Annotated in this window: 17 protein-coding genes; 4 read left to right on the top strand and 13 right to left on the bottom strand. The window is 50.7% G+C overall.

Going from position 1 to position 25,295, the window contains the following annotated elements; all coding sequences use genetic code 11:
• The first annotated feature begins 37 nt into the window (after window positions 1-37).
• Window positions 38-1,357: an OmpA family protein gene (locus NGM62_RS18655; protein ID WP_262249809.1), complete on the top strand. Its 1,320-nt coding sequence runs from the start codon at window positions 38-40 to the stop codon at window positions 1,355-1,357.
• Between the two features lie 145 nt (window positions 1,358-1,502).
• Window positions 1,503-3,263: a DEAD/DEAH box helicase gene (locus NGM62_RS18650; protein WP_262249808.1), complete on the top strand. Its 1,761-nt coding sequence runs from the start codon at window positions 1,503-1,505 to the stop codon at window positions 3,261-3,263.
• Window positions 3,264-3,355: 92 nt separating this feature from the next.
• Here NGM62_RS18650 and NGM62_RS18645 read toward each other — a convergent pair whose 3' ends face one another.
• From NGM62_RS18645 to NGM62_RS18595, 11 genes are all read right to left on the bottom strand, one after another.
• Window positions 3,356-4,807, bottom strand: a complete 1,452-nt coding sequence (locus NGM62_RS18645; RefSeq protein WP_262249807.1) for an MFS transporter — start codon at window positions 4,805-4,807, stop codon at window positions 3,356-3,358.
• A gap of 131 nt (window positions 4,808-4,938) precedes the next feature.
• Window positions 4,939-6,357 (bottom strand): glucuronate isomerase, encoded by a 1,419-nt coding sequence (uxaC, locus tag NGM62_RS18640; RefSeq protein WP_262249806.1) that lies wholly within the window; start codon window positions 6,355-6,357, stop codon window positions 4,939-4,941.
• A 67-nt stretch (window positions 6,358-6,424) separates the two neighbouring features.
• Entirely contained in the window at window positions 6,425-8,092 is a 1,668-nt protein-coding gene (locus NGM62_RS18635; RefSeq protein ID WP_262249805.1) for a UxaA family hydrolase, read from the bottom strand.
• The gene (locus NGM62_RS18630; protein WP_262249804.1) at window positions 8,076-9,455 is read right to left on the bottom strand and encodes a tagaturonate reductase; all 1,380 of its coding nucleotides are present in this window, start codon (window positions 9,453-9,455) and stop codon (window positions 8,076-8,078) included. The genes NGM62_RS18635 and NGM62_RS18630 overlap by 17 nt, the downstream gene beginning before the upstream one ends.
• A 169-nt stretch (window positions 9,456-9,624) precedes the next feature.
• The gene (locus NGM62_RS18625) at window positions 9,625-10,695 is read right to left on the bottom strand and encodes a DUF6807 domain-containing protein (protein ID WP_262249803.1); all 1,071 of its coding nucleotides are present in this window, start codon (window positions 10,693-10,695) and stop codon (window positions 9,625-9,627) included.
• A gap of 14 nt (window positions 10,696-10,709) precedes the next feature.
• The gene (locus NGM62_RS18620; RefSeq protein ID WP_262249802.1) at window positions 10,710-12,053 is read right to left on the bottom strand and encodes a Gfo/Idh/MocA family protein; all 1,344 of its coding nucleotides are present in this window, start codon (window positions 12,051-12,053) and stop codon (window positions 10,710-10,712) included.
• Window positions 12,054-12,116: 63 nt separating this feature from the next.
• Window positions 12,117-14,033, bottom strand: coding sequence for a glycoside hydrolase family 88 protein (locus tag NGM62_RS18615; protein ID WP_262249801.1), 1,917 nt, complete (start codon window positions 14,031-14,033; stop codon window positions 12,117-12,119).
• 25 nt (window positions 14,034-14,058) lie between these two features.
• Window positions 14,059-15,732, bottom strand: a complete 1,674-nt coding sequence (locus tag NGM62_RS18610) for a glycoside hydrolase family 28 protein (protein WP_262249800.1) — start codon at window positions 15,730-15,732, stop codon at window positions 14,059-14,061.
• Between the two features lie 26 nt (window positions 15,733-15,758).
• On the bottom strand, window positions 15,759-16,514 hold the full coding sequence (locus NGM62_RS18605) for a rhamnogalacturonan acetylesterase (protein WP_262249799.1): 756 nt from the start codon (window positions 16,512-16,514) through the stop codon (window positions 15,759-15,761).
• 10 nt (window positions 16,515-16,524) lie between these two features.
• Complete coding sequence (locus NGM62_RS18600) at window positions 16,525-17,490, bottom strand: pectinesterase family protein (protein WP_262249798.1); 966 nt, start codon at window positions 17,488-17,490, stop codon at window positions 16,525-16,527.
• A 186-nt stretch (window positions 17,491-17,676) separates the two neighbouring features.
• Window positions 17,677-19,338 (bottom strand): pectate lyase family protein, encoded by a 1,662-nt coding sequence (locus NGM62_RS18595; protein WP_262249797.1) that lies wholly within the window; start codon window positions 19,336-19,338, stop codon window positions 17,677-17,679.
• Window positions 19,339-19,438: 100 nt separating this feature from the next.
• Between NGM62_RS18595 and NGM62_RS18590 the strand changes: the two genes are divergently transcribed.
• A complete protein-coding gene (locus NGM62_RS18590; protein ID WP_262249796.1) occupies window positions 19,439-21,088 on the top strand; it encodes a glycoside hydrolase family 43 protein in 1,650 nt (549 codons plus the stop codon).
• Between the two features lie 11 nt (window positions 21,089-21,099).
• Window positions 21,100-22,125: a pectate lyase gene (gene pelA / locus NGM62_RS18585; RefSeq protein WP_262249795.1), complete on the top strand. Its 1,026-nt coding sequence runs from the start codon at window positions 21,100-21,102 to the stop codon at window positions 22,123-22,125.
• Here the strand turns inward: pelA and NGM62_RS18580 are convergent.
• A complete protein-coding gene (locus tag NGM62_RS18580; RefSeq protein ID WP_262249794.1) occupies window positions 22,122-23,162 on the bottom strand; it encodes an alpha/beta hydrolase in 1,041 nt (346 codons plus the stop codon). The two genes, pelA and NGM62_RS18580, sit on opposite strands and share 4 nt — an antisense overlap.
• Window positions 23,163-23,184: 22 nt before the next feature.
• Window positions 23,185-25,227: a RagB/SusD family nutrient uptake outer membrane protein gene (locus NGM62_RS18575; protein ID WP_262249793.1), complete on the bottom strand. Its 2,043-nt coding sequence runs from the start codon at window positions 25,225-25,227 to the stop codon at window positions 23,185-23,187.
• Window positions 25,228-25,295: the final 68 nt, after the last annotated feature.

The raw sequence follows: 25,295 nt of genomic DNA, 5'->3' as shown, positions 1-25,295 counted from the left end.
TGATTGATAAACAAATAAATGATTTAAACATATTCTGATGAAAAACAAGTTGACCAAAATTGGATTGCTAGTCGGTATAGGAATCCTTTCGACCGCGTCGCTGAAGGCCCAGACCCTGATTAACGAGGTAAAGCCTTTTGCGCCAGACTCCGAATACCGTACATGGTCGATTGGTGCCCATTTAGGTTTGTTAAACCAGTCGAACCTCATCGGCTTACGCCGTAGCTTCGATAAAGTGGAGCAAAGCCTGGGCTATGGCCTATACGTAAAAAGGCAAATCTTGCCAGGCTTCGGCATCCAAGCCGAGTATATCGGCGGGAAAGTTACTGGCGGATATGAAGGCAACGACAACCGTTTTGATACCAAGTTGCCGTGGTCAATCGCTGTTTCCGGCAACGTTACTTTGGCCAATATCAACTGGCGTCATCGTGAGGGCATCATCAAACCTTATTTGAACTTCGGATTGGGCGCACTCGGTTTTGAGCCTACAACAAAAATCAATGGAACGACCACCACATACGAGCAAACCACCAAACTGTTTGTTCCCGGTGGCGTCGGATTGAAGTTTGCCGTCAGCCCTGACGTGGCTATCGACCTCGGGTATCGGCTCAATCTGGTACAATCGGCAAACTTTGACGGTGCGGGAAGCAGTGGCAGCAAAGACATGTTCTCATACACCCATCTAGGTGTTGAGTTTGCACTAGGCAACAAGAGTAAGCCTTTCTTGGCAAACAGCAACCCCGTATCGGCCATGCAAAAAGATTATCAAGCACAGTATGACGAGATACTCGCACAAAAAGCAGCATTGGATGCCCAACGGACCGAAAACGAAAAGCTCCAAGCACAGATTGAACGGCTGTATGCCGACCTAGCCGATGACGACGGCGATGGTGTTGCCAACCGCTACGACAAATGCCCCGACACCCCAGAGAAAACGAAAGTAGACGGTGCCGGATGCCCGCTCCCCGAGCCCAAAGCTCCGGTTGTGCAGAAAGTCATTGTGACCGATGAAGACCGGCGGGTAGTTGATGAAGCCATCCAGAACCTCGAATTCGATTTGGGAAAATCCACAATCCGGCCAACTTCGCACGCGAGCCTCAACAAAGTGGCCGCCCTGCTTATCGAGAAGAACTTCAGCCTGAAATTAGCAGGCCACACCGATAATACCGGTTCGATGCAGACAAATATGCGGCTCTCTAAGGAGCGGGCCGAGGCCGTGAAGGCATACCTCGTGAGCAAGGGGGCCAACCCATCGCGCATTGAAGCCACTGGATATGGGCCTACCCAACCGATTGCGAGCAACAATACCGCTGCGGGAAGGCAAGAAAACCGTCGCGTAGAGTTCACACTCTATTAAACAGAAAATTATTATCCCATTGAAAAATGCCGTCTATTTTACTTGGACGGCATTTTTATTTTTTATTCTTATCTTTGAATTCCAATCAATTAACCGTACCTTTGCACCGCCTTAGGCAATAGTGCCTATTGTATATAAAATATTCATGAACCCATTTATTGAATTGGGGATCCGTCATGATATTGTTAATGCCATCACAGAGCTAGGGTTTGAAGCCCCTACTCCTATCCAGGAACAAGCCGTTCCCGTATTACTTGCAGGCAGCAACGATTTTGTCGGATTAGCCCAGACTGGTACCGGCAAGACCGCAGCATTTGGCCTGCCATTATTAGAATTATTGGATTTCTCCCAAAAGTACCCGCAGGCACTTATTCTGTGCCCTACGCGTGAGTTGTGTCTGCAGATTTCCAAAGACATTGAGAAGTACGCAAAAAACCTCCCAGATGTACATGTTGTGGCCGTTTATGGCGGCGCGAGCATCGGTGACCAATTGCGTCAGATTCGCCGTGGTGTACAAATTGTTGTAGCCACCCCAGGTCGTATGCTCGATATCATTGGCCGTAAAGCCATTGATTTTTCTAATGTACGTTACGTCGTATTGGATGAAGCGGATGAAATGCTCAACATGGGCTTTCAGGAAGACATCAACAATATCTTGTCTACTACTCCCGACGAGAAAAAAACATGGCTTTTTTCAGCCACCATGCCTGCAGAAGTACGCCGGATCGCAAAGAACTACATGACCGATCCGTTTGAGCTCACCATGGGCACGAAAAACACCGGTAACGCCAACATCGACCACCATTACTATGTGATCCGGGCACGCGACAAATACGCCGCATTCAAACGCATCGTCGATTCCAATCCTGAAATCTTCGGCATCGTATTTTGCCGCACTAAGATCGAGACCCAGGAAATTGCGGAATCGTTGATAAAGGATGGCTACAATGCTGATGCATTGCATGGCGACCTTTCACAACAACAGCGAGATAAAGTGATGAAGCGCTACCGCGAACGCAGTTTGCAATTGCTTATCGCTACCGATGTAGCTGCACGTGGTATTGACGTAAACGATGTGACCCACGTAATCAACTACTCACTGCCCGATGAGCTGGAGAACTACACCCACCGCAGTGGCCGTACCGCTCGCGCTGGAAAAACCGGGATCTCCATTTCACTGGTCAACCTGAAAGAGTTGGGTAAAATCCGGCAAATCGAAAAGGTCATCGGCAAACCATTCGTTAAAATGGAAGTGCCGAGGGGTGAGGCTGTGGTCGAAAAGCAGCTTTTCGCCATGATCAATAAGGTCAATGAGGTCGAAGTCAACGACAATCAAATCGATGCCTACCTACCGAAGATTATGGAGAGCTTCAGCGAATTGAGTAAAGAAGAAATCGTCAAACGGTTTGCCGCGCTCGAGTTCAACCGTTTTCTGGAATATTATGAAAACGCACCGGACCTCAACGTCGATCCCAGCGAAGGACGTGGGGGCTCCGACCGGCGGGGTAAATCGGAGCGGTTCGGTCGTGACGGATACAAGTCAGACTATACGCGGTTATTTATCAACCTCGGCTCGGTCGATGATTTCAGTCGCGGGGATATCCTCGGTTATATCTGCAACAATACGCGGATTAGTGGCAAAGCCATCGGGAAAATTGATCTTAAGGGGGTGTACACCTTCTTTGAAGTGGAAAATGCTGCTGTAGACAAAGTTTTCAGCGGATTCCAAAACGTCGATTTCAACGGGCGTACTGTACGGGTAGAAAATGCGGGCGAAGGCCGTGGCGGGGAGCGGCGGAGCCGCTCATTCCGCAACGGAGGTGAAAGTGGAAGCCGCCGCAAGCGCGAGCATGGCGGTGGGTTCCGTGACTTTTCAGGCAAACGCCGCGAAAAAAGCCGCTGGTAAGCGCTGCTCCTATTCCCAAAGGATATGATATAAAAAAACCTTTAGCTACTCTTGCTAAAGGTTTTTTTATATTCCTTATTACCAACAACGTATCAATCGATATCGGTAATTGGCGCGTAGTGTGGAACCAAAGATTTCATTATGACCCACCCAATCAGATAGGATACCGCACAAATCGAGAAGATGATGAAATATCCGGATTCGATACCTTCGAAACCCATGAACTTCAAATTCGTATCGACTGAATAGTCAAATAACACCCCAGAACCTTTGTTAATCAAAAATGCACCAACGCCGCCAGCCATACCACCTATACCGGTGATTGTTGCCACGCTGGACCGTGGGAACATATCGCCGATAGTAGAGAAAATATTCGCCGACCAAGCTTGATGTGCCGCCCCCGCAATACCAATGATAACTACAGGGATCCACACAGAAATATGGCCAAGTGGCTGTGCGAATAACGTTAGCAACGGAAAAAATGCGAAGATAAGCATCGCCTTCATCCTACCTGCATAAGGATTCATCCCCTGCTTATCTACGAAGTATGTGGGTAACCACCCACCAATGATGGACAGCAGCGTAAGGGCGTAGAGGAAGAATATATGCCAAGCACTTTCTGTAGAATCCAGGTTATATACCGAACTGAGGTAAGCAGGTGTCCAAAACAGGAAAAACCACCACACACCATCAGTCATGAACTTTCCAACCGCAAACGCCCATGTCTGCCTGTAGCGGAACGCTCCTGCGAAAGACATTTTCTTACGTTGTACCGCACCCCCCGGATTGGTAGTTACCTGCTCGCTATCGGTGACATCATCTTGCTGGATATAAGCCAGCTCTGCTGCGTTCACTCGAGGGTGCTCGTGCGGCTTCTTATACATGAATATCCAGAAACCCATCCATACAAAACCCAAAGCACCAATAATCACAAAAGACGCCTCCCAGCCATAGGCCGCTGCGATAAACGGAATGGTAAGTGGTGCTGCCAGTGCGCCCACGGTGGCTCCAGCGTTGAAAATACTCGTTGCAAAACCACGGTCCTTCTTCGGGAAATACTCCGCCGTAGCTTTTATCGCCGCCGGGAAGTTACCTGCCTCCCCTATTGCCAATACAATACGCGCAAAAATAAACAAGGTTACACTTACGGACACCACTTGGGCGATATCACCTACCGTAGCGATATGCTCCTTAGCCTCTTCAAACCCAACGAACCAATTACCTGTTAAGATGCCCGACGTTGCAATCCCGCAGTATGCATGGATACATGCGCCGACTGACCAGATGCCGATCGACCATAAATAGCCCCGCTTTGTATCCATCCAATCAACCAAGCGCCCAGCAAACAACATGGACCCGGCATAAACGATAGAAAATATACCGGTAATATTACCATAATCGTTGTTTCGCCAATGGAATTCGGGTACGATGAAATCCTTCCAGGTAAGTGACAGTACTTGCCGGTCCAGATAGTTAATGGTGGTTGCAAAAAACAACAGTGCACAGATACTCCATCGATAGTTACTTAACGGTTGGGATGTCATGATATTAGCATCAAAATGATTAGATTTATTTACGCGTAAACGTTTACGCCTCCCCAAATATAGAAAGACTTGTTGAATAGCCCAGCTTTCCGGGTAGAAATTCTTCGAAATCGTTTTCGCTACTATCCGGTTTACTGCTGCGTCTCTTCCCAGCCGAAGTATCGGTTGGCATTGTTATAACAGATGTCCTGCACTACCTGTCCGATCCATTGTAGATCATTGGGCAATTCACCGTTTTCGACTTCCGTTCCAAACAAATCACACAGCAGCCTCCGGAAATACTCGTGCCTGGGAAATGACAAGAAACTCCGCGAATCAGTTAGCATCCCCACAAATCGGCTCAATAGTCCCATATTTGAAAGCGCATTGATTTGCTTCGTCATCCCGTCTTTCTGGTCGAGGAACCACCAGGCGGAGCCAAACTGTATTTTACCCGGCACAGAGCCATCGTTGAAGTTACCAATCATGGTGGCCATCAGCTCATTATCTGCCGGGTTGAGATTGTACAAAATCGTTTTGGTTAATTCGTTTTTACTGTCGAGCCTATCCAAGAATTTCGAAAGCGCCCGGCTTTGGTTGAAGTCTCCGATAGAATCCCACCCGGTGTCTGCTCCCAATTGCCGCATCATCCGCGAGTTGTTATTACGCAATGCACCCAAGTGGTACTGTTGTACCCATCCCTTTTCGGCATCCCATTGTGCAAATAAATACAGCATGGCCGATTTAAACTGCCGATGTTCTTCCACAGATACGTGTCCACCACCCGTGGCAGCCTTAAAAATACGTTCGATGTCCGCTTCTGTATACCCATCGGCATAAATTTCCTCCAACCCATGATCAGACACACTGCAGCCCATCGTTGCAAAAAAGTCGTGCCGCTCTTTCAGCGCATGGACAAAATCCGAAAATTGGCCTATCGGTCGGTTCGTCGCTACCTCCAGCCGCGAAACATAGGTGCTGAACCTCGCCGTATCGCTCAAATCCATCGCCGCATCAGGCCTGAACGCCGGGTATACCGGCAGTCCATGGCCTTCTTCGGCCAACGCCCGGTGGTGTTCCAACGTATCCAACGGATCGTCGGTAGTGCAGATTACCCTCACATTCATCCGCTCCAGAAGTCCGCGCACGCGGTATTCGGGCGACTGCAACTTCTCCTTAGTTTCGTCAAATATCCGGTCGGCCGTATCCGGCCCTAACAGCTCAGAAATACCGAAATAGCGGCGTAGCTCCAAATGCGTCCAATGGTATAATGGATTCCGTAACGTATAGGGGACGGTCTCCGCCCACTTCCGGAACTTTTCACGATCAGGTTTATCGCCTGTGATATAACTTTCATCCACACCATTGGTACGCATGGCGCGCCATTTGTAATGGTCGCCATTGAGCCACACTTGGGTAATATTTTCAAATTGCGTGTTTTCAGCAATCTGCTGCGGCGGGAGGTGGCAATGGTAGTCTATGATTGGCATAACAGCCGCATAATCGTGGTATAGCAACTGGGCCGTTTTCGTATTCAACAGGAATAATTGGTCATCCAGAAAATTCTTCATCTCTTATAAATCGTAAATTTAAACTCTTCAATTTTACCCCTAAGCCATAATCCTAAATAGGCAAACCTTACAACGAGACCCCCCGTTTCCAAGGGATAAAGTCGTCCTGGTTGAGCTGTACTGCTTTGGGTATAACCTCTCCCGATGCTGCCCGAATGCAATACTCTAAAATCTCCTCTCCCATCTGCTCGATGGTGCTATCACCGGTCACTATCCGGCCGCAATCGATATCGATAATGTCTTCCATCCGGCGGGCCAACTGGCTGTTGGTAGCCACCTTGATGACCGGACAAACAGGATTGCCTGTTGGCGTACCCAAGCCGGTGGTAAACAGGATTAAAGTCGCCCCACTTGCCGCTTTGCCCGTGGTCGCTTCCACATCATTACCCGGTGTACATACGAGGTTCAGCCCTTTCTTAGTGGCCTGCTCGGTATAATCCAACACGTCGACCACAGGTGAAGTACCGCCCTTCTTGGCGGCACCATTACTCTTTATCGCGTCGGTAATTAATCCGTCCCGGATATTGCCCGGCGAGGGGTTCATGTGGAAACCCGAACCCACCCGTTCCGCTGCATCGCTATACTCCCTCATCAATCGGATGAATTTATGTGCTGCGGCTTCGTCTATTGTCCGGTCAATCAGGTTTTGTTCCGCACCGCACAGTTCGGGGAATTCGGCAAGCAGTACCTTTCCACCCAGTGCCACCAGTAAGTCCGCGCAATAGCCCACTGCCGGATTTGCTGTGATACCGCTGAAGCCATCGCTGCCCCCGCACTTCACTCCTATGGTCAACTCACTCAGCGGCGCGGGCTTACGTATAATTTTGTCCGCTTCCACCAACCCGATGAATGTCTTGCGAATCGCCTCCGTGATAAGTTCTTCTTCACTCCCGATCCGTTGCTGTTCGAATACCAGTACCGGTTTATCAAATGCCGGCCTCAGCGCATCAAGCTCAGCGAGTAGATCCCTTACTTGGAGGTTTTGACACCCTAAGCTCAATATGGTTATGCCTGCCACATTGGGGTGGTTTGCATAAGCCGCCAACAGCTTTCCCAATACGGCGGCATCCTCCCGGGTACCGCCACACCCCCCTTGATGGTTAAGGAATTTAATTCCGTCCACATTTTTAAATAACCGGTCTACAGGTACCATAGCCTCATGGATAGAAAGGTCCGCCGCTTCGATATTCTTTCCTTCTTTCACCAGCTCCCGCAGCATGCGGGTCTTCATCCGGTATTTATCTGCGACCGCATACCCGAGCTCGTGGTGAAGCGCTTCGCGGATGACATCCAGGTTTCGGTTCTCACAAAAAACTGTAGGGACAAAAAGCCAATAATTTGCTGTACCCACGCGGCCATCGCTCCGATGGTATCCCATAAACGTACGCTCCTCAAACCTGGACACATCCGGTGGCGACCACCGGTATGCGGAAGGCCTAAAGAAATAGGGCTCTGCAGCATGTTTCACGTTTGTTGTGTTCATCCATTGTCCGGCCTTCACATCTTGCACCGTCCGGCCAACCAGCACACCGTACATCTTTACCTCGCTGCCCACGGATAGATCTTCGGTGAAGAACTTGTGTTTCACAGCAACGTCATCTAGCAATACAAAGGTCTCACCCGTATATACAATATGCTCACCGGCTTTCAAATCCTGTAAAGCCACCAACACATTGTCGTTCGGATGGATCCGCAAAACGCACGCATCCGCCATCGCCTTAATGCCCTCCTTCATCGTGGTTCGAGTTCAACGCTTCCAGCACCTCTGATACCGATTTTTGCTGGAGCTGATTCAAATAATTCTTAACCGTCGGCAGGAAGTCACCTAATGAAATAAGATCTTTCTCCCAATCTGCCAGCAACTGGAAGGGTTCACCCCTTCCCATTGCCATTAAATAGCCCGCAAATCCCAAAGCCATATAGTTAGCGCCGTTGCTTCTCCCTCCTTTAAAATGTCTTTCGAGCGTTGCAAAATTGCGCATCCGCATCTTTGATGTATAGTTTGTGCTAATACTTTCCCACTTATGTTCGAGGTAAGGATTGGCGAACCGATCGATGACCTGATCCGCAAACATTTCCGCTTCCTGTTTATCGATACCGATTCCCACCAAGGTCGGGATGATTTCGTTATGCATCACCCGTTTCACATAGGTTGAAAACGATTGATTTGCCATGGCTACCTTTACCGTATCAAACCCAGCCTGCATAGCCAAGCCACATGCGAATGTATGGCTGCCATTAAGCAAGCGCAGCTTCAGCTCTTTGAACTTGTCGATATCAGATGCAATAACGACCCTGTTATCGGCCCCTGCAAAAGTGAGTGCTTCAGTCACCCGCGGGTGTGAGGTTTCGATGGCCCAAAGGCAAAACGGTTCCGCCATTATGGCCAGTTCGTCTCTATAGCCCAACCGGTGCTCCGCCTGCTGCCGCACAGCCGCCTCCAGACTGCCCGGCACAATCCGGTCCACCAGCGTATTGCAGAAATAGTTATGGTTTTTCACCCAGTCAACAAACCCCTCTCCCAACTGGTGGCGCTCCGCCAATGCGATTACGATATCCAAAAGCCGTTCGCCATTTTTATCGATGAGTTCGGTCGGGAGGACAACCAAACCTTTATCTTCTGCTCCCTTAAATACCCAGAACCGTTTTAATAATACGGCCGTCAACTTACCCGGGAAAGAACGCGGTGGCGTAGCGAACACGTCATCGGCTTCATCAAGCACAATCCCCACCTCGGTGGTGTTAGAGACAACAATTGCTAACTCAGGTGCACTGGCAACATCTAAAACGGATGGCCAGTCTGTAATAGCGGTGATAACGCGATTAATCGCCGACACCAGCAATGTATCCTGCACATCATGTCCGTTCTCAAGTCCCTTGATATGAATGGTATACAGGTTGTCCTGCTGTTTAAACGGATCGGCGTCCCCCTTTTCCGTCGACTTCACCACGGCAATGCTCCCACCAAACATGTCTGCCCGATTGGCCTTTTCTATGAAATAGTCCGGCAATCCGCGGAGTAGCACACCCGTACCGAACTGGAGCACTTTCTCCGGATAATCACGCGGCTCCACAAACTGCCTATTCAATAACTTCATTTAATAAAACCCTTAAAATCCTAATTACTCTTTGAGTTAGTAAGCATACTACTGTCCTTTACCACTGCAATGTTACAGTTTGGCAATTAACGAATGAAACAAGTTGTCAACTATAATTGCGCAATCGTTACCGGCAACGATTGCGCAAAAACGAAAAGCTGGAAGTCGACTATTGGTTGGCAAATTCCGTAAACCGATTATTGATTTCGGCGGCATCCAGTTTGCTTCCTGCATGGATAAGCACCTTATATCTGAAACGGGTAGTGTCACCTTTATCCAATTTGAAATTCAGTTCGTCCTTACCATCGCTGAGCGCCTTTTGTCCCAGTGGGTTGGCGGCAAACAAACCATATCCACGGGCATGCCAGTAGGTAGGATATCCTGGGTTCCCTTCGTGGTCAAGTATAACAAGCGACACGTCCTCCCCTTCAATGGTACCGTTGAGCGCTACCCACTTCGCACGGGTGCCCCACACATCGTCACCTTCAACACCTTCACTACTGATGTAATGCCCCGTTACGCCGTCGTTGTTGGCTTGGGCCACCTCGGTGACGATACCGTTGGCATCGGTAAATTTAGCCGGTTCGTTGGAAGGGTGTTCGAGTTGGCGGGCCAACCGTATGCCCAATACACCCTCTTTATTGTCGTTGAGCGATACGTCGGTCAACGCGGTCAATTTGATTTCGAGCGCAATCGATGTGTTATCCCCATCGTCCACCTGAAAAACGTATCGCGTATCCTCTTTCAGGAGACTATCTCCCTGCGGCCCTTTCCAATACTTGGTAACGTCGAGCACGCCGGAGCTTCCATCGGTTTCCATCGCGTTCACCGTTGCGTGGAGGATGCTTCCATATCCCATTCGTTTCTCGACCGGAATAGCTGTCGAGTTATTCCAGAAGTCGAGCCCATTCACGTCACCGTAGTTGAACCATAACCCTATGTGGTGGGGGTGGTCCGTACGTTCGTTCGCACGGGGCTGCACCGGCCACCCGCGGGTAATGAAATGCCCATCTTTGGTACGGAGGGGAAACAGTACGGGCTTTTTCAGGCTATCGGCATAGCAATACGCGGTATACGGTTGCCCATCCAACAGGATGGATATGCTGTTGCTCTCCGGCTGCTCCACGAAAGAAAACCGGTCGTTCTGCGTGGATTGCTCCTGTACCTTTTGCGACTGTCCGCAGCCCGTAACGGCTATGGCAAGCACCAGGGCACCAAGCATATTTTTTGTTTGTGTCATTTGCTATCCCTTGTTTAAGAAATCACTACTTCTTGTTTTTCATCATCAAACGTCACCCGTTTTCCGGTTACATAAGCGGTATGTCCCATAATATTGGCTACGGAATGATTATAACCGGCCACGACATCCGCATTCGGTTGCTTACGGCTACGCACACATTCCATCCAATTGAGCATGTGGAGTGAGGTCATCGGGTCACTCCCCGTATTTGCTGATGTTTCGATTTTTGCCGCGTTTGACAGGGTGAACGGATCGAGCAAGTTTGCCTTCATCCCCATCTGGTCGGCCATGCGTTGTGTCAGCCCTCCCTCAGATGTCACCTCATTAGTATCGAGGTTTAAGGAACCGCCATTCGAGAAGTACAGTTCCTTCACCCCACCGGCCGAGTTGGTGAACCGTGATGAATACTGCACCTGGAATCCTTTGCTAGGGTCGTCTGCGGGACCGTAATCCATCACTGCGGTGAGTGTATCGGGGTTAGTGCGGCCATCGTTCCAGAGGTATATCCCTCCGTTGGCTACCACGCTGCGCGGGTGCGGCAAATCTGTAAACCAATGTACGGTATCAATCTGGTGTGCCATCCACTGCCCGAAAATACCGGAAGAGTAGGGCCAGAACAATCGATATTCGAGGTAATAACGTGGGTTCCATGCCACTTTGGGACGGTTCATCAAAAAGCGGTTCCAGTCAGTATCCTGTTCGCGTATTTCCTTGGTCAGTTGGGGCAAGCGCCAACGGCCGGGCTGGTTCACGTTCCAGGTCATCTCTACCATCTTTATATCGCCAAACTTACCTGAGCGGATATACTCGTTGGCTGCAATGTAGTTGGGTGCACTCCGGCGCTGCGACCCCACCTGCAGGATTTTGCCAGTTTCCTCCACGGCCTTCCGCACGATTTTCGCGTCCTCCAATGTTTCGGCCAATGGCTTTTCCACGTATACGTCTTTGCCGTGGCGTACGGCCTCGGCTGCAATCAACGCATGCTGGAAGTCGGCCGTGCTGATGATTACCGCATCCACATCGGTTCGCGGGAAGAGCTCATCGTTGTTCCGGTACTTCGCGAGTTCGATACCCGCTTTTTCCTTCGCATAGGCATAAGCCTCATCACGGCGTCTGTTCCACAGATCCGAAACGGCCACAAACTCAAAATTCTGGGCCTTTGCATGGTTCATAAATGCGGGGAACAACGAACTTTTAAACCGGTTGGAAAACCCGACAATCCCCACCCTTACACGGTCGTTGGCACCGATAATCTTGCCGTAACTCTTTGCGCTGAACCCCAGGGCGGACAATCCAACGACACCGGCACCTAAAGAGGCCTTTTTGATAAATTCTCGACGTGAATTTGTTGTTTTCATTTTGTATTTGATTTTATAATGTTGACTTTATAAACTATATAACGTTAAAAAAGCATGATTCGTTCATTTGCCCGTCTTACCCAATAACCAGCGCACCCATGCTTGGGCAGCTGGGTAATTGTCAAAGTCGGGAGTAAGCTTCCTGCCGTCTATGTATTCGTTATAAATCCACGGGTCTCCAAGGGCAAAAACAGTACCCTTACCATATGTGGCAGTTGCCACCAAGTCCATATTTTCGTGTTGTACCTGTACTTTTGCCGGTGGCATTACTGTCAGTGTGCTCACCTCTTTCAGAAAGAGCCGAAAGGGTTTCCTGAAAACCTTATTTCTTTTTTCCAAAGTTACAGCACCTTGTCGGAAATCATTTTGCTTCACCAGCAACGCATGATCTTCATTGAAATGAATACCAAAGCGGCCGGCCAACATGTTGAAATGTTTAAATTCTGCATTCCCTTTATCATTTCCCAAAAGGACCAGTACACCGCCCTTCTTTACCCAGTTGGCAATAACGTCGATTTCGGCCGTTTCCAACCAATGGGGCGAGGGGGTCTCTTTCTGGGTATCGGGGTCGACGATGATATAGATATCGGTATTTCGTAGTGCCTCCGCTGTAGGCTTTGCAGCCAGCGATGTGGTCTTCGCCCCGTGCATCTGGAAGATGTGGTTCAGGAACGAATAGCCTCCATTTGACTGTTCCTGCCACACATAATGGTAGCGCACTTCACGGCCTGTGGCATCGGCACGGTGCTCGTTATTGTAGTAGTTATCTAGTGTCACTACCGTACCCTCACCGTATTTCAGGGTAGGTAACATTTCCATTTCCGTAGCGCATTTGATAAACGCACCGATTCCTTTCGGATCGTTTTGGATAACGGGTTCACTCATGTAATAGTCGAAGGTGCCGTCGCGATAGTTACCCGACCCACCAAGTCCCGATACCTTTACCGTACCTTCCAAATTGACACCACCGCCATCCCTTGGCGTAATAAATTCCTTTAAGATACCACGGTATCCTTTTTTCGCCGCCCGCAGGTACGTATCGGGGAGGTAACCCAGCCGTACGCCTTTTGCCAGTGTATACACCAGCATAGACGATGCCGATGCTTCGAAATAATTTTCAGGCCGGTACCCCATATCAACTACGTCGTACCATAAGCCCGATTTTTTATCCTGGAAATCAACCACAGCCTTCGCTAGGCGCTGCAAAATCCCGGTAAGTGAGTCTACACCCGGGTGCCCTTCGGGAAAATAGGGAAGCGCATCTACTAAGGCCATACCGTACCACCCCAGCGAGCGCCCCCAGAAATTGGGCGATTGCCCGGTTGTATCGTTGGCCCAGGCTTGTTCGCGCGACTCGTCCCACCCGTGGTAGAGCAAACCGGTTTCCTCATCGCGGCTGTGTTTCTCCATCAATACAAATTGATTGGTGATGTCGTCAAATGCTTCCGGCTCGTTGAAGAGTTTGGCATATTCGGCATAAAACGGCTGCCCCATATACAACCCATCCAACCACATCTGGTGCGGGTAGACCTTTTTATGCCAGAACCCGCCTTCAGACGTACGCGGATGCGTTTTTAGCTGGTCGCGCAAAATAGAGGCCGCCTTGAAATACTTTGTTTTCCCCGTTACCTGATACAAAAACAACAAGATTTTCCCGTTGTTCACAAAATCGATGTTGTAGTCGTTTAACCGGTACATATTAATAGTACCGTCCGGCTGCACATAATGGTCCATCTGCTTTTGGATGTAGTTGAACCACCGCACATCTCCTGAGGCTTTCCATACCGCTTCCATCCCTTTCAGGATAACGCCTAGGTCATAACTCCATTTAGCCGGTGTGCCCGGCTTACCTAAGCTAAACGAATCGGGCCACAATTTCACTGCGGTCTCCGACATGAGTTCACTATACTTCGTGGTTTGCCCCTGTCCGATTTGCGCTGATAAGCCCAGCAATGCAATGATCATTAGCTTCTTTATCATATTTGTGTTTTTAGCGATAACGATGTTAATGGATGTTAACGGATGCCGCCTGTGCACCCTGATCTACCTGTAGTTTATTGTTGATATACGGGATATCGATGTTTTTAACCACGATTTTCGCCGAACGCTCCCCCTGCACATGCAACAGGGTTTCTACGGGCACATCCGACGAGACGCCATCTAGCGCTATCTCTTGGCTATTAAGCACATAGACTAGCGGATTTGTGTCTTTAGCAACGATCACCGAGTTGGAGATACGGATATCCGTTCCTTCCTGTATATCGATGCCCTCGGTCGTACTCATTGCCAACCCAGAAAAGTGGATACCATGGATCGGCATTTCCGGCAGCCCACGGACGAAAATAGCCTTCTTAGCGCCATCACAATGAATGTTACTGATATGGAAATTGCGGAACTGCGGTGTTTCTTCTGTAACGGGTTTCTTCTCCACGTTCGGCGGCCGGCGTTCTTCGCCTGCCGCAGGGACGGGGTCTTTTGCCTCATAATACATATCGAATAAGATAGCCTCGCCAGGAATGTCTTTCATATAAACATCCTTGATGAACACATCTTCTACCACTCCACCACGCCCCCGCGTCGTCTTGAAGCGGAGCCCGATATCCGTTCCGATAAATGTGAGGTCCGAGACGTAGAGGTTGCGTGCGCCACCGCTCATTTCACTACCTACCACAAAGCCCCCGTGGGCATGGTAAACCACGCAATCGCGTACCCACAGGTTCTCAGTGGGCATCGCTACCGCTCTTCCGTAGGCATTCTTTCCGCTTTTAATGCAAATCGCATCGTCGCCCACATCGAATGAGCTGTCTTCGACCAATACATTGGTGCACGACTCGATATCCAGTCCGTCGCCATTCTGTGAATACCACGGGTTGCGCACGGTAATGTCTCGTACGGTAATGTCTTTGCTCATGAGCTGGTGAATATTCCAGGCACCCGAATTTTGGAACGTCACCCCCTCCAGCAAAATCCGTTCGCATTTTTCAAAGACAACGAGGTTTGGCCGTAGAAAATCCTTAATTTCCTCATAAAATGCCGGGGTTTTATCTGCGGTGATTTCACCCGGATCTTTGTAATTGCGCCCCTTGAGCGCTCCTTCCGAGGGGTACCATTCTTTACCGTCGGGTGTCAGCACGCCACCGGACGCCACGAGTTTTTTCCATTGCGAATCGGTCATCTTCCCCTTTTTGACGAAGCGCCAGGCATCGCCGTTGCCATCGATGACACCGTGTCCGGTAATGGCTATGTTGGCCTGCCCTTCTGCGCGGATCGGCGAGTGGCGGCGCATTTGACGGAGCCCCTCCCATCCGGTTTCCACCAGTGGGTATTGATCGAAATCCGCTGTAAACAACAGTACGGATTGGCGCTTCAGATGTAGGTTTACCCCACTAAGCAAATCCAGTGGCCCGGATATCCAAACCCCTTTAGGCACAACCACCACACCGCCGCCATTTTCATGGCAGGCAGCAATGGCCGACTGGATCGCTTCGGTGTTGATGGCGCCGGGCATATCGGAAGCGCCAAACTCGCGGATATCAAAGGTATCTGCTTTAAATACAGGTAATGGTACCGCCGGTGTTGGCCATGCCCGTTCGGCTGCCGTTGCTGCCGTACACACCGCACAAACCAGCCATAGCGCCATCCATCTACTACCCCGCACCACTAAATTCGTCATTTCCATTAGCCATTATATGATTCCCAACTTCCCTACGGTTTAAAATGCCCAGCCAATTCGGGCAACTCACGTTTCATTTCGGCCACGGCGAGATCGCACAATTTAAATGCACCCGTTCCGGAGAGATGCGTATCATCTGCGGCCCCCTCAGGCTTAGCCTCGTATTGGCCGGGCACGAAATGGAGGAATAAGGCCTTAGACCGTTCGGGGCCCCACTCCAAAAGCAATTCGCGGGTACGCGCATGCATGTCTAGCAACGGTACGTTTTCTTGTTGCGCTACCTTCCTCACCGCATCCGGATACTGCCCATGTGTTTCCACGAGGTAGCCCCGCTCATCAAATTTCCGCCGCACGATAGGCGTTGCAAGCACAGGTATGCCACCTTTCTCCCTCGTCTCGGCCACATACTGCCGCAACTGCGACGGAAATCCGACTTCGGGATCGGCGTACCGATCGGGACTTTTCACCTTTTGGTCGTTATGGCCGAACTCAATGATCACGTAGTCGCCCGGCTTGATACGGGCACGCACTTTTTCCCAATGCCCTTCGTCGCGGAAGCTTTTGGTGCTTCGGCCGTTCAGCGCGTGGTTTTCAACGGCGATGGACTCATCCACGTAAAGCTGCAGCACCTGCCCCCACCCCCTTTCCGGATTGCTGACACGGTAGGGCTTGTTGGCTACCGTAGAATCACCAATCAAAAAAATCGTTACTTGTTGTTGGGTACCCCAAGTGAAGGCACCACATAACACCACCAATACCATTCCCCATACTGTCTTACGCTTATTCATCTGAAAACCATCAATTGTGTATATCTTGCTTTGGGTTCCATCCCCCTAAAATGTAATCCACGGTGTACCGCGCACGCGCATCAGCCGTGAGGACTTCCGACCAACCTACCCGGTTGTCCGTGTTCGCACCTGGACCGGTGTTTCCGTACTCCACATAGCTGGCCGTATATTCGTTGCTTGGCCGCCCCCAATTGTGCCACCCTGCCGGGTGAACCAAGGCATCATAATCACAATCGATAAAAGCGGTCTTCGCATAGGGCCGCCACGGCCGTCCGAGGTATACCGACGCGTCGTCGGCATCGCCACGCAACGTACAATCCAGAAAGACGAAACCGAAGGCACAGGTATCTGGCGTCGACGCCGCGGTGATGTAAGAAGCACCTGCTTTACTGAATATTGTGCAGTTATCAAACACGGCCGTTGCCGCACCGAAGATAAAATCGGTGGTTCCCTCGATATAGCAATCGTAGTAGTACTGTTTGGTCCCGGCACCCTGCGGATACAAGGTATCCTGATTCCCCAAGAACCGGCACCCTCGGAAAGCCACCTGGGTGGCAGCCACCCGCACGGCAACAGCTTGCCCCACCGGCCCCGCGCTATTTTCAAAGGTGATGTTCTCCGCTTGGAAACCGTCGCCGAAAATAAAAAAGGAGGAAGATCCAGAGGTACCTATCTCTTCGCCAAACCCATTTTTCTTACGGGCATAGTCATCGTAGGTAATCACTGTATTTGCTGCATCTTCACCGATCAGGGATACGTTTGTTTTCGAGTCGGGAAGCACCAATTTTTCCTTGTAAATACCGGGTTTTATCCGGATGACGGTGCGGGCCCTTCTGAGATTGGGCACCGCGTCTATCGCTTCCTGCACCTGTTCAAAATCACCAGAACCATCTTGCGCAACCACCCATTCCATAGGCTGCCCGTTTGCCGTTTGCCAAAAGAACAATACCGCACATAGAAACACCTGATACCTCAAACACACCTGCATATACTAATTATTAGGACCAATTAATTAGCCACCCGCATATCCATAACCTATCGAAATGCGCTGCCCAACAATTATAAGTGCATTTGTCCAAGCGTCCAATATTCTGGAACGATAAATTTACGCAAACGATACCGGTATCGTTTACGGAACCGATTTCCTACACGATGACAGCACCTAGTCGTATAAGTCGGTCACCAAACTATTCATATATACTTCCAGGTTGGTATAGCCGGCTTTGCTAAGCGTGGCAACATTTCCGTCTTTTACATTATGGGGATTCAACTCATGGGCCGTTTCCCAAAGGTCGGGTATACCGTCGCCATCACTGTCGCGCAATTCATCATACGTCACCCCTCCGTCGCTAAGCGGACACCAGGGTGAGGTAGCCCCCACCGGCATCACATCGTATGGGGTATCAATCAATCCGGGATAGTTGTCCGCATCTTCCGACACACTGCCGTGGTGGCTTGCTGTACCACTTTCTGTTTCAAAGACAATACGTTTGTCTATGATGTCGCGTACCTTGGAGCATCCCGCATATTGCAGTACCAAACGGTAGGCTTCTTCGGCACTATGGGTGGTCACCGTATCGGCATATAGCGGCTGATCGAGGCGCATCGCTTGCTTCACCTGTTCGGTAAAGGTGTAATCGGAAGTGGCGTTGTTTATCTGCTCGTATATCCCTTTCGTCCAGTTGTCCGCCGTTACATCGGGGTGTCCTTCCACCACGTTACCGTCTACATAATACGTTCCCCAAACATGCTCCATGGGTGCCCACACGTTGGGGGCGCCATTGGCACGGTGGACATACGCAGTGGTGCGCACCCCCAGCCCCGCAATGCGGTAGCCTATGGCACTTGCTTTCGGTGTGGCCGGTCCGGGTTTGTAGTAGTTATTTACGATGTTTACCTTCATGCCTTCCCCGCCGTAACAACCACCACCTGCCCAATTGTAAATGACATTATTCCGCATATCCACCCATTCCCGTGTTTGGGTGGAAGGACGCGGGCCAAGGCGGGGCGTTCGGCTTTCGTGGTGTGCCAGCAAATTGTGGTGGAAAGACGCCCGGGCACCTCCTACGATAGCACCGTAACCATGTTTACCCTTGGCGTGCCCCGCTGTACGTAGGCTTTCGGAAATGATACACCACTGCACGGTGGTATTTTCATTACCGTAGACGGTACAGGCTTCATCCACCGACCAACTGATGGAACAGTGATCAACAATGATATTCCGCTGTTCCGTTCCGCCCAACCCATCGGGCTCCCCTTTCCCTTCGTTGCCCACCCGAAAACGCAAATAACGAATGATGACATTGTCGGCCCTGATGGATACCGGGTAGCGCGCAATGCAGACACCTTCGCCGGGGGCCGTCTGTCCGGAAAGGGTCAGGTCTCCGTTGGTTATCCGCAAGGGGGCGTCTAGGAAAATGGTGCCCGCTACATCAAAAACAACCGTGCGGGGGCCGCGCTGTGAGAGTGCATAACGGAGTGTGCCCGGCTGCATACCATCAGCCAATACCGTAACATGGTACACCTTGCCACCTCGTCCACCCGTTGTATAGCGTCCAAAGCCTTCTGCACCGGGGAAAGCGACCTGTGCATCCACATGCATCACGCCCGATAAAAATAAAAGCAAGCAAAAAGCACCTATAAAATAACGAATCCTAATTTTCATCGCAGCATCTATTTCAATTTCTATTATCAATGGGATTCCTAAACCGGCATAGGGTAAAAATAGGTGGCTTTTCGATGGGTTGGTCGTATGCAGGCACAAAATAAATGCGCAATCGATACCGGTATCGATTGCGTACTTATAATCCGTTCGATGTTTCATTTTCTTCGGCAAACTCACTAATCTTGTGAAGTTAGGCCCCTTTACTTAATAAGGTTTGGGGGATTAAACTGATTGTTGAAACTTTTTATCGAAGATAACTATGATGAAGCATGTAACGACGGCATTCGCTTTCGCGACTATTTGTATTGGTGGTACTGCAACCGCCCAAACCGGCACCCCTTCCAGTGTATCGGCGGTATGGGTTGCCGACAATGGCGACGGCACCTACAAAAACCCTATCCTCTATGCCGATTACTCCGACCCGGATGTTGTGCGCGTTGGCGACGATTATTTCATGACGGCCTCCAGCTTCGATGCCGTACCGGGCTTGCCCATCCTTCACTCGAAAGACCTAGTTAATTGGACCATTATAGGGCACGCCCTGCGTCGCCAACCACCGTATGACCACTTCAGCAAAACGCAGCATGGCAACGGCGTATGGGCTCCGTCCATCCGGTACCACGATGGCACCTATTACATTTTCTGGGGAGACCCTGATTTCGGTATCTATCAGGTAAAAACCACCGACCCTTACGGCGAGTGGGAAGCCCCGGTATTGCTTGAAAGTACGAAGGGCGTTATCGACGTATGCCCACTTTGGGACGACGATGGCCAAGTTTACATCGCCTATGCATATGCAGGCAGCCGTGCAGGCATCAAAAGTGTGCTTGCTGTGAAGCGTATCAACGCCGAGGCCACACACACACTGGATGAGGGTGTCATCGTGTATGATGGCCATGGAATCGACCCGACCATTGAAGGGGCAAAATTCTACAAACGAAATGGCTACTATTACATCTTCGCCCCCGCAGGGGGTGTTGCTACCGGTTGGCAAACGGTATTGCGTGCAAAAAACATCTACGGCCCTTATGAACGCCGCAATGTGCTCCACCAAGGCACCACAACCATAAACGGCCCCCACCAAGGTGGCTGGGTAACTACCCAAACCGGTGAAGACTGGTTCATCCATTTTCAAGACGCGGGTGTGTACGGACGTATTACGCACCTGCAACCCGTCACATGGGAAAACGATTGGCCGATTATTGGTGTAGACCCCGATGGCGACGGGACCGGTGAGCCCGTATCGAGCTACCGGAAACCCAATGTCGGAAAAGCGCACCCCATAACCACTCCTGCTGAGAGCGACGAATTCGATGGTATTGCCCTGGGCAAACAATGGCAATGGCAAGCCAACCCACAGGCCACGTGGTCCTTCCTCTATCCCGAAAAAGGGGTGCTCCGGTTATACACGCAGCAAATCCCCGAGGTCAGTCGCAACCTCTATGAAACACCCAACGTACTCATGCAGAAGTTTCCGGCCCCTGCGTTTGTGGCTACGGCTAAAGTAGCGTTTACACCGCATCCCGAAAAACTGTTGGGCGAAAAAGCCGGGCTCGTGGTGATGGGTCGGAGCTACGCCACGTTGTCCATACGCAAAGACGCCGATGGCCTCGCGCTGATAAGGGGAACCGCCCTCAAGGCGCAGGATGGCATCACTGAAGAAGAATCGGTCATTGCCCGGCTAGACCAAGGTGCGCTATACCTCCGCGTGGAAGTACGGGACGGGGGAGAATGCTACTTCCAGTACAGCTTGGACGGCCGTACTTACCAAGCTGCCGGCGAACCGTTCCAGGCCGTTGAAGGCCATTGGATCGGTGCAAAAATGGGACTCTTTGCCACCCGTACCACAACCATTAACGACACCGGTTGGCTGGATGTCGACTGGTTCAGGGTTTCAGCCATCGATTAAACAACACGCTCATGAAAAAGCTGATTTTCACCTGTTTCGTTGCCCTCAGTGCCTGTATTGCCCTACACGCACAGCCAGGAACCATCGATACTATCGCCGAAAAAATGCTGTTACTCCAGCGCTCCAACGGCGGTTGGTCCAAAACGTTCATGGACAAAGCGGTCAACTACAAACAGCCATTCGGCAAAAAGGAAAGGCAGACGGCAAGGAAGGAACGCGGCAACGATGATACGACCATCGATAATAGAGCGACCACCCGGGAGATCACCTACCTGTTGGAAGCCTACGGAAACACACATAATATCCGGTACAAGGAAGCAGCCATACGCGGGGTGGATTACCTGCTTGCTGCCCAGTACGACAACGGCGGCTGGCCGCAGTATTACCCCGACAACCGGATCTACCGTTCGCAGGTTACCTACAATGACGATGCAATGATTAATGTGTTAAAGGTACTGGACGGTATTTCGCGCAGTCTGGGAGATTACGCAATCTTAACCGATGCCCGCGGAAGTGCAGCAGAAAAGGCGGTGCAGAATGGTGTTCAGTGCATCCTGGCCACACAGGTGGTCCTCCATGGCAAAAAAACGATATGGGCTGCGCAATATGATAAGGACACGTTAGTGCCCGCCACCGCACGCACCTATGAGCTCCCTTCACTGGCGTCTTCAGAATCGGCCAATATTTTGCTATTCCTCATGGCACGGGAAAATCCGACGGAAGACGAGAAAGCGGCTATTCGAAACGGCGTGGAGTGGTTTGCAAATCACGTTATCGAGGGCTATACTATGAAAATTGTGGCTGCACCCAACGAGCCGACAAAGAAAGACCGTATATTGGTTAAAGCACCGGACAAACACGTGTGGGCACGATTTTATGATCTCGACGAACAAAAACCCTTATTCGCTGGGCGCGACGGCCAGCCCCACCGGCGTCTCGACGAAGTTGAGAATGAGCGCCGTGTTGGATATAGCTGGTATGGCGAATGGGGAGATAAGGTTATCCGCCAGTATGCAAAGTGGCAACAGAAACACTAAAATACCGCATCCAGAAAATCGGTGATCATCGCTGACATCGGCGTAAACCACGGTTCGAACAGACAGAATGAATGCGGTGCATCGGCAAACGTTTTCGTTTCGTGGTAAATCCCGAACTGATCGAGCACACGGATAAAATCTTCCCGTCCCGCGCGCATCCGGTCGACCGAGCTATTGACAAACAGCGTAGGTGGTGTCGTTCGTGACACGTACCTCAATGCGGAAGCCTCTTGCCAAAGGTCGGGCCGCTCGGTCTTGCTGTAGCCAAACCAGTAAGTAGCAGCGGACTTCGATTGGGTATCGTTGCCTTCGCCCGATTCGGGGTGGATAAATGCGAGGATGCCATCGATATCCACGATGGCTTGTACCTCGCTCTTACCTTTCTTGGCGCCTATCAGTGCGGCAAGCTGGCCTCCGGCCGAAAACCCCAGCACGGCAATCTTCGTTGGGTCAATCCCCAAGGTATCCGCGTTTGTTTTCATCCATTGCAGTGCCGCCTCCACATCGTGCACGGCGGCGGGATACAGTGCTTGTGTGGAGAGCCGGTAATTGATGGCGAAGCAAGCATATCCTACTGATGCCAATTGATAGGCCAGACCACCCAACTGCGCTTTATCACCACTCCGCCATCCGCCGCCGTGAATGACAAGCACACCGGGTACCGGTCCGTCGCGCTCCTCGGCACGGTAAATATCACCGGCCAACGGTATACCATCAACCTCTCGATACACGGCATTTCGGCTGATAAGGGAGCTAACCTCCGGCTCGGTTACCAATCGGATATCGGGATATTGTTTCTTCATCCGCAGCAGTTCACCTTCCCGGGTGAAACTCGAATCGCGCACGCCCGTGATGCCACTGGTGTCCGGACATACGGTATGATTTACGATCGCCCGTATGCCAGCCCTCCGGATGAATCCGTGCTCCAGTGTATAATCCGCTACCGTAGAATCGCCGATTGAGTAAATGGTCGTCACATCTTGCTGGTTAAAAAAAGCCAGCAAAAGCAATAAACAAACACTAACGTAATGAATCATAATGATTTTCTATCGTAAAAAATCAATTGTTGGGGAGCCCGTAACCATTGGTTACTTTCCCTTTCGATTGATCGATGACAGTAAGCGGAATCGCATGGAAGTAGCGGGGTGCGAGGTTTTCACGGCCCACCACACCATCCAAGATAGCTGCCCTGTACATATCGGGGTTTGTACCTTCCCCAATTTTAATTCCCCAGTCCGTTTTCTGATACCCATCCGCTTCCAATGCGGCTGCCTCGGCACCATCCGGATCGATGTAGCTGTATAGCCCTTTTATGGCCAAGTTCTTGGCTTCGATGTTGGCATGTGCGGCAGCATTCCAATTAAAGATACCACGCCATCCCGGAAAGAGCGCCGGGTTGCTCTCATCGCCTTCCTGCGTCACAACAGCTTCCGAGCTACCCGGATTTACCTGCACATACTTGGTCCAAATGTAATTGGAGATGGTCCGGCCACTCTCAAACGTATAGTATCCGTTGTTTTTCAAACCAGCCATCATTTCGTCCATATCCTGGCGTACCTGCACAGCCCTTTCGTTGAATTTACCCGATCGTATCATATCCCACCGTAAATCTCCTTCACCCAACAACTCCAACTTACGCTCGGCGTAAACGGCATCTAGCAATGCCTCACCAGATAAACCGGATAGGTTATGGCTAGCGTTGCCAAAGGCCCGTGTACGGATTTGATTAACTAACTCTATAGCTCCTCCGTCATCGTTTCCTAAGATCGCTTTCGCCTCGGCCAGCATCAGCATGGCGTCAGCCATTCGCAGTACCGTATAGTTCATCCCCGACGCTCGGTTAGCATTATTCGGGATCAACGGATTGTCCCCACGGTTCTGATCCCATTTGTTGATGGACGGTCCACCACCACCGATCCGCGTACCTGCGCCGAGCGGTATCAAGGCTTCCCGCCCGGTTGCGGCATCGCTACCGGTTACCACCATGCTCACATCGCGGCGTTTGTCGCCCGGCTCATAACCGTTGTAGAAGAAAGAGGGGATGATTCGGATAGCCGCAAAGGTGTTTAACACCGACACGGCACCATTGTTAGACCCTGCGCGCCCCTGCGAATACGGATGCTCACCGCCATTTCCCGGGGAGCAGGCTATTTCAAAAAAGGATTCGGGGCTTGATCGCCTAGAATTGATTTCCTGCCAGTGTACCTGAAAAGGATTGTTGGCTGGACGGTCGTCTGACGTAATCAATCGCACACTTCCGTTATGCATATTTACAGCCAAGTCAAGGTATTGTTCAGCTATACGGATGTAATCCATGTAGTCGGTGCGGCGAGCATATACACACATACCATCGTCGGTACCCTTATATTCGAACTGTACATCACCATACAGACCGGGCATATCGGTACGGATGGTTTGCCACCCGCCGGCATGCAGGGCGATTTCGCCGATCAGCGCGTTGACATACGAACGGTTCAGCCGTTCGGCTGTAATGCCGCCTTCCCCAACCTTGTACATACGGCCCTCTACCGCCTGGAGTTCGGCGATGAGTTCATCCATGATCGCAAAGCGCGAAGTGAGTTCATACTCCGTTACGTATTGGTTTTCATATCCGAAAGGGACATCCCCGTAGTGGCGTACCAATTCCCATCCGCAGAGCGCTCGCATAGCCTTGGCTTCGCCGTATAATTGCGACCATATATCTGTTGTTCCCTCCTGGAGCACCCCTTTCTCTTCAATAGCTCCGGCCACCCGCGCAGCGCGGGCCAAAATGATATTAAGGCTATTATATTGGGTTGCCTGCGCGTTTACCCCGGTAGCTTCCGGCTGGAGCCGTGCAATCACGTTATTAGCCGTAGGGTACTCGCTCATGTATTCGGCATCGGATCCCAGTACATCCTGCCAATTGTAGTTACCACCTGCAACCACATTGGTCCGGTATTCGCCATACGCCCAAGACAATGTTTTATAAGTCTCTTCCGGACTAGACGTCACAAATTCATTGTCGCTTTGCCCGGGGTTTGTGGTTTCTAAGTAATCGCTGCATTGGACTAACAGAAAGGGTGTCAGTGCCAAGCAAATATAACGTGCTATTTTTTTCATCGTTTTTATTCTTTAATAGTATCTAACCCGTTGTGCATTTTAAATAATGCTTATTTTTAGATTGTTAA

Source organism: Parapedobacter soli (genome assembly GCF_025460835.1).
Lineage (GTDB): Bacteria > Bacteroidota > Bacteroidia > Sphingobacteriales > Sphingobacteriaceae > Parapedobacter > Parapedobacter soli.
Note: the sequence above shows the minus strand (reverse complement) of the source record. Positions and strands in the feature narration are given on the sequence as shown.

What these genes read in the sequence shown, in the direction of transcription:
- NGM62_RS18655 (WP_262249809.1), top strand. Translation starts at nt 38, where the DNA reads ATGAAAAACAAGTTGACCAAAATTGGATTGCTAGTCGGTATAGGAATC.
- NGM62_RS18650 (WP_262249808.1), top strand. Translation starts at nt 1,503, where the DNA reads ATGAACCCATTTATTGAATTGGGGATCCGTCATGATATTGTTAATGCC.
- NGM62_RS18645 (WP_262249807.1), bottom strand. Translation starts at nt 4,807, where the DNA reads ATGACATCCCAACCGTTAAGTAACTATCGATGGAGTATCTGTGCACTG.
- uxaC (WP_262249806.1), bottom strand. Translation starts at nt 6,357, where the DNA reads ATGAAGAATTTTCTGGATGACCAATTATTCCTGTTGAATACGAAAACG.
- NGM62_RS18635 (WP_262249805.1), bottom strand. Translation starts at nt 8,092, where the DNA reads ATGAAGGAGGGCATTAAGGCGATGGCGGATGCGTGCGTTTTGCGGATC.
- NGM62_RS18630 (WP_262249804.1), bottom strand. Translation starts at nt 9,455, where the DNA reads ATGAAGTTATTGAATAGGCAGTTTGTGGAGCCGCGTGATTATCCGGAG.
- NGM62_RS18625 (WP_262249803.1), bottom strand. Translation starts at nt 10,695, where the DNA reads ATGACACAAACAAAAAATATGCTTGGTGCCCTGGTGCTTGCCATAGCC.
- NGM62_RS18620 (WP_262249802.1), bottom strand. Translation starts at nt 12,053, where the DNA reads ATGAAAACAACAAATTCACGTCGAGAATTTATCAAAAAGGCCTCTTTA.
- NGM62_RS18615 (WP_262249801.1), bottom strand. Translation starts at nt 14,033, where the DNA reads ATGATAAAGAAGCTAATGATCATTGCATTGCTGGGCTTATCAGCGCAA.
- NGM62_RS18610 (WP_262249800.1), bottom strand. Translation starts at nt 15,732, where the DNA reads ATGGAAATGACGAATTTAGTGGTGCGGGGTAGTAGATGGATGGCGCTA.
- NGM62_RS18605 (WP_262249799.1), bottom strand. Translation starts at nt 16,514, where the DNA reads ATGAATAAGCGTAAGACAGTATGGGGAATGGTATTGGTGGTGTTATGT.
- NGM62_RS18595 (WP_262249797.1), bottom strand. Translation starts at nt 19,338, where the DNA reads ATGAAACATCGAACGGATTATAAGTACGCAATCGATACCGGTATCGAT.
- NGM62_RS18590 (WP_262249796.1), top strand. Translation starts at nt 19,439, where the DNA reads ATGATGAAGCATGTAACGACGGCATTCGCTTTCGCGACTATTTGTATT.
- pelA (WP_262249795.1), top strand. Translation starts at nt 21,100, where the DNA reads ATGAAAAAGCTGATTTTCACCTGTTTCGTTGCCCTCAGTGCCTGTATT.
- NGM62_RS18580 (WP_262249794.1), bottom strand. Translation starts at nt 23,162, where the DNA reads ATGATTCATTACGTTAGTGTTTGTTTATTGCTTTTGCTGGCTTTTTTT.
- NGM62_RS18575 (WP_262249793.1), bottom strand. Translation starts at nt 25,227, where the DNA reads ATGAAAAAAATAGCACGTTATATTTGCTTGGCACTGACACCCTTTCTG.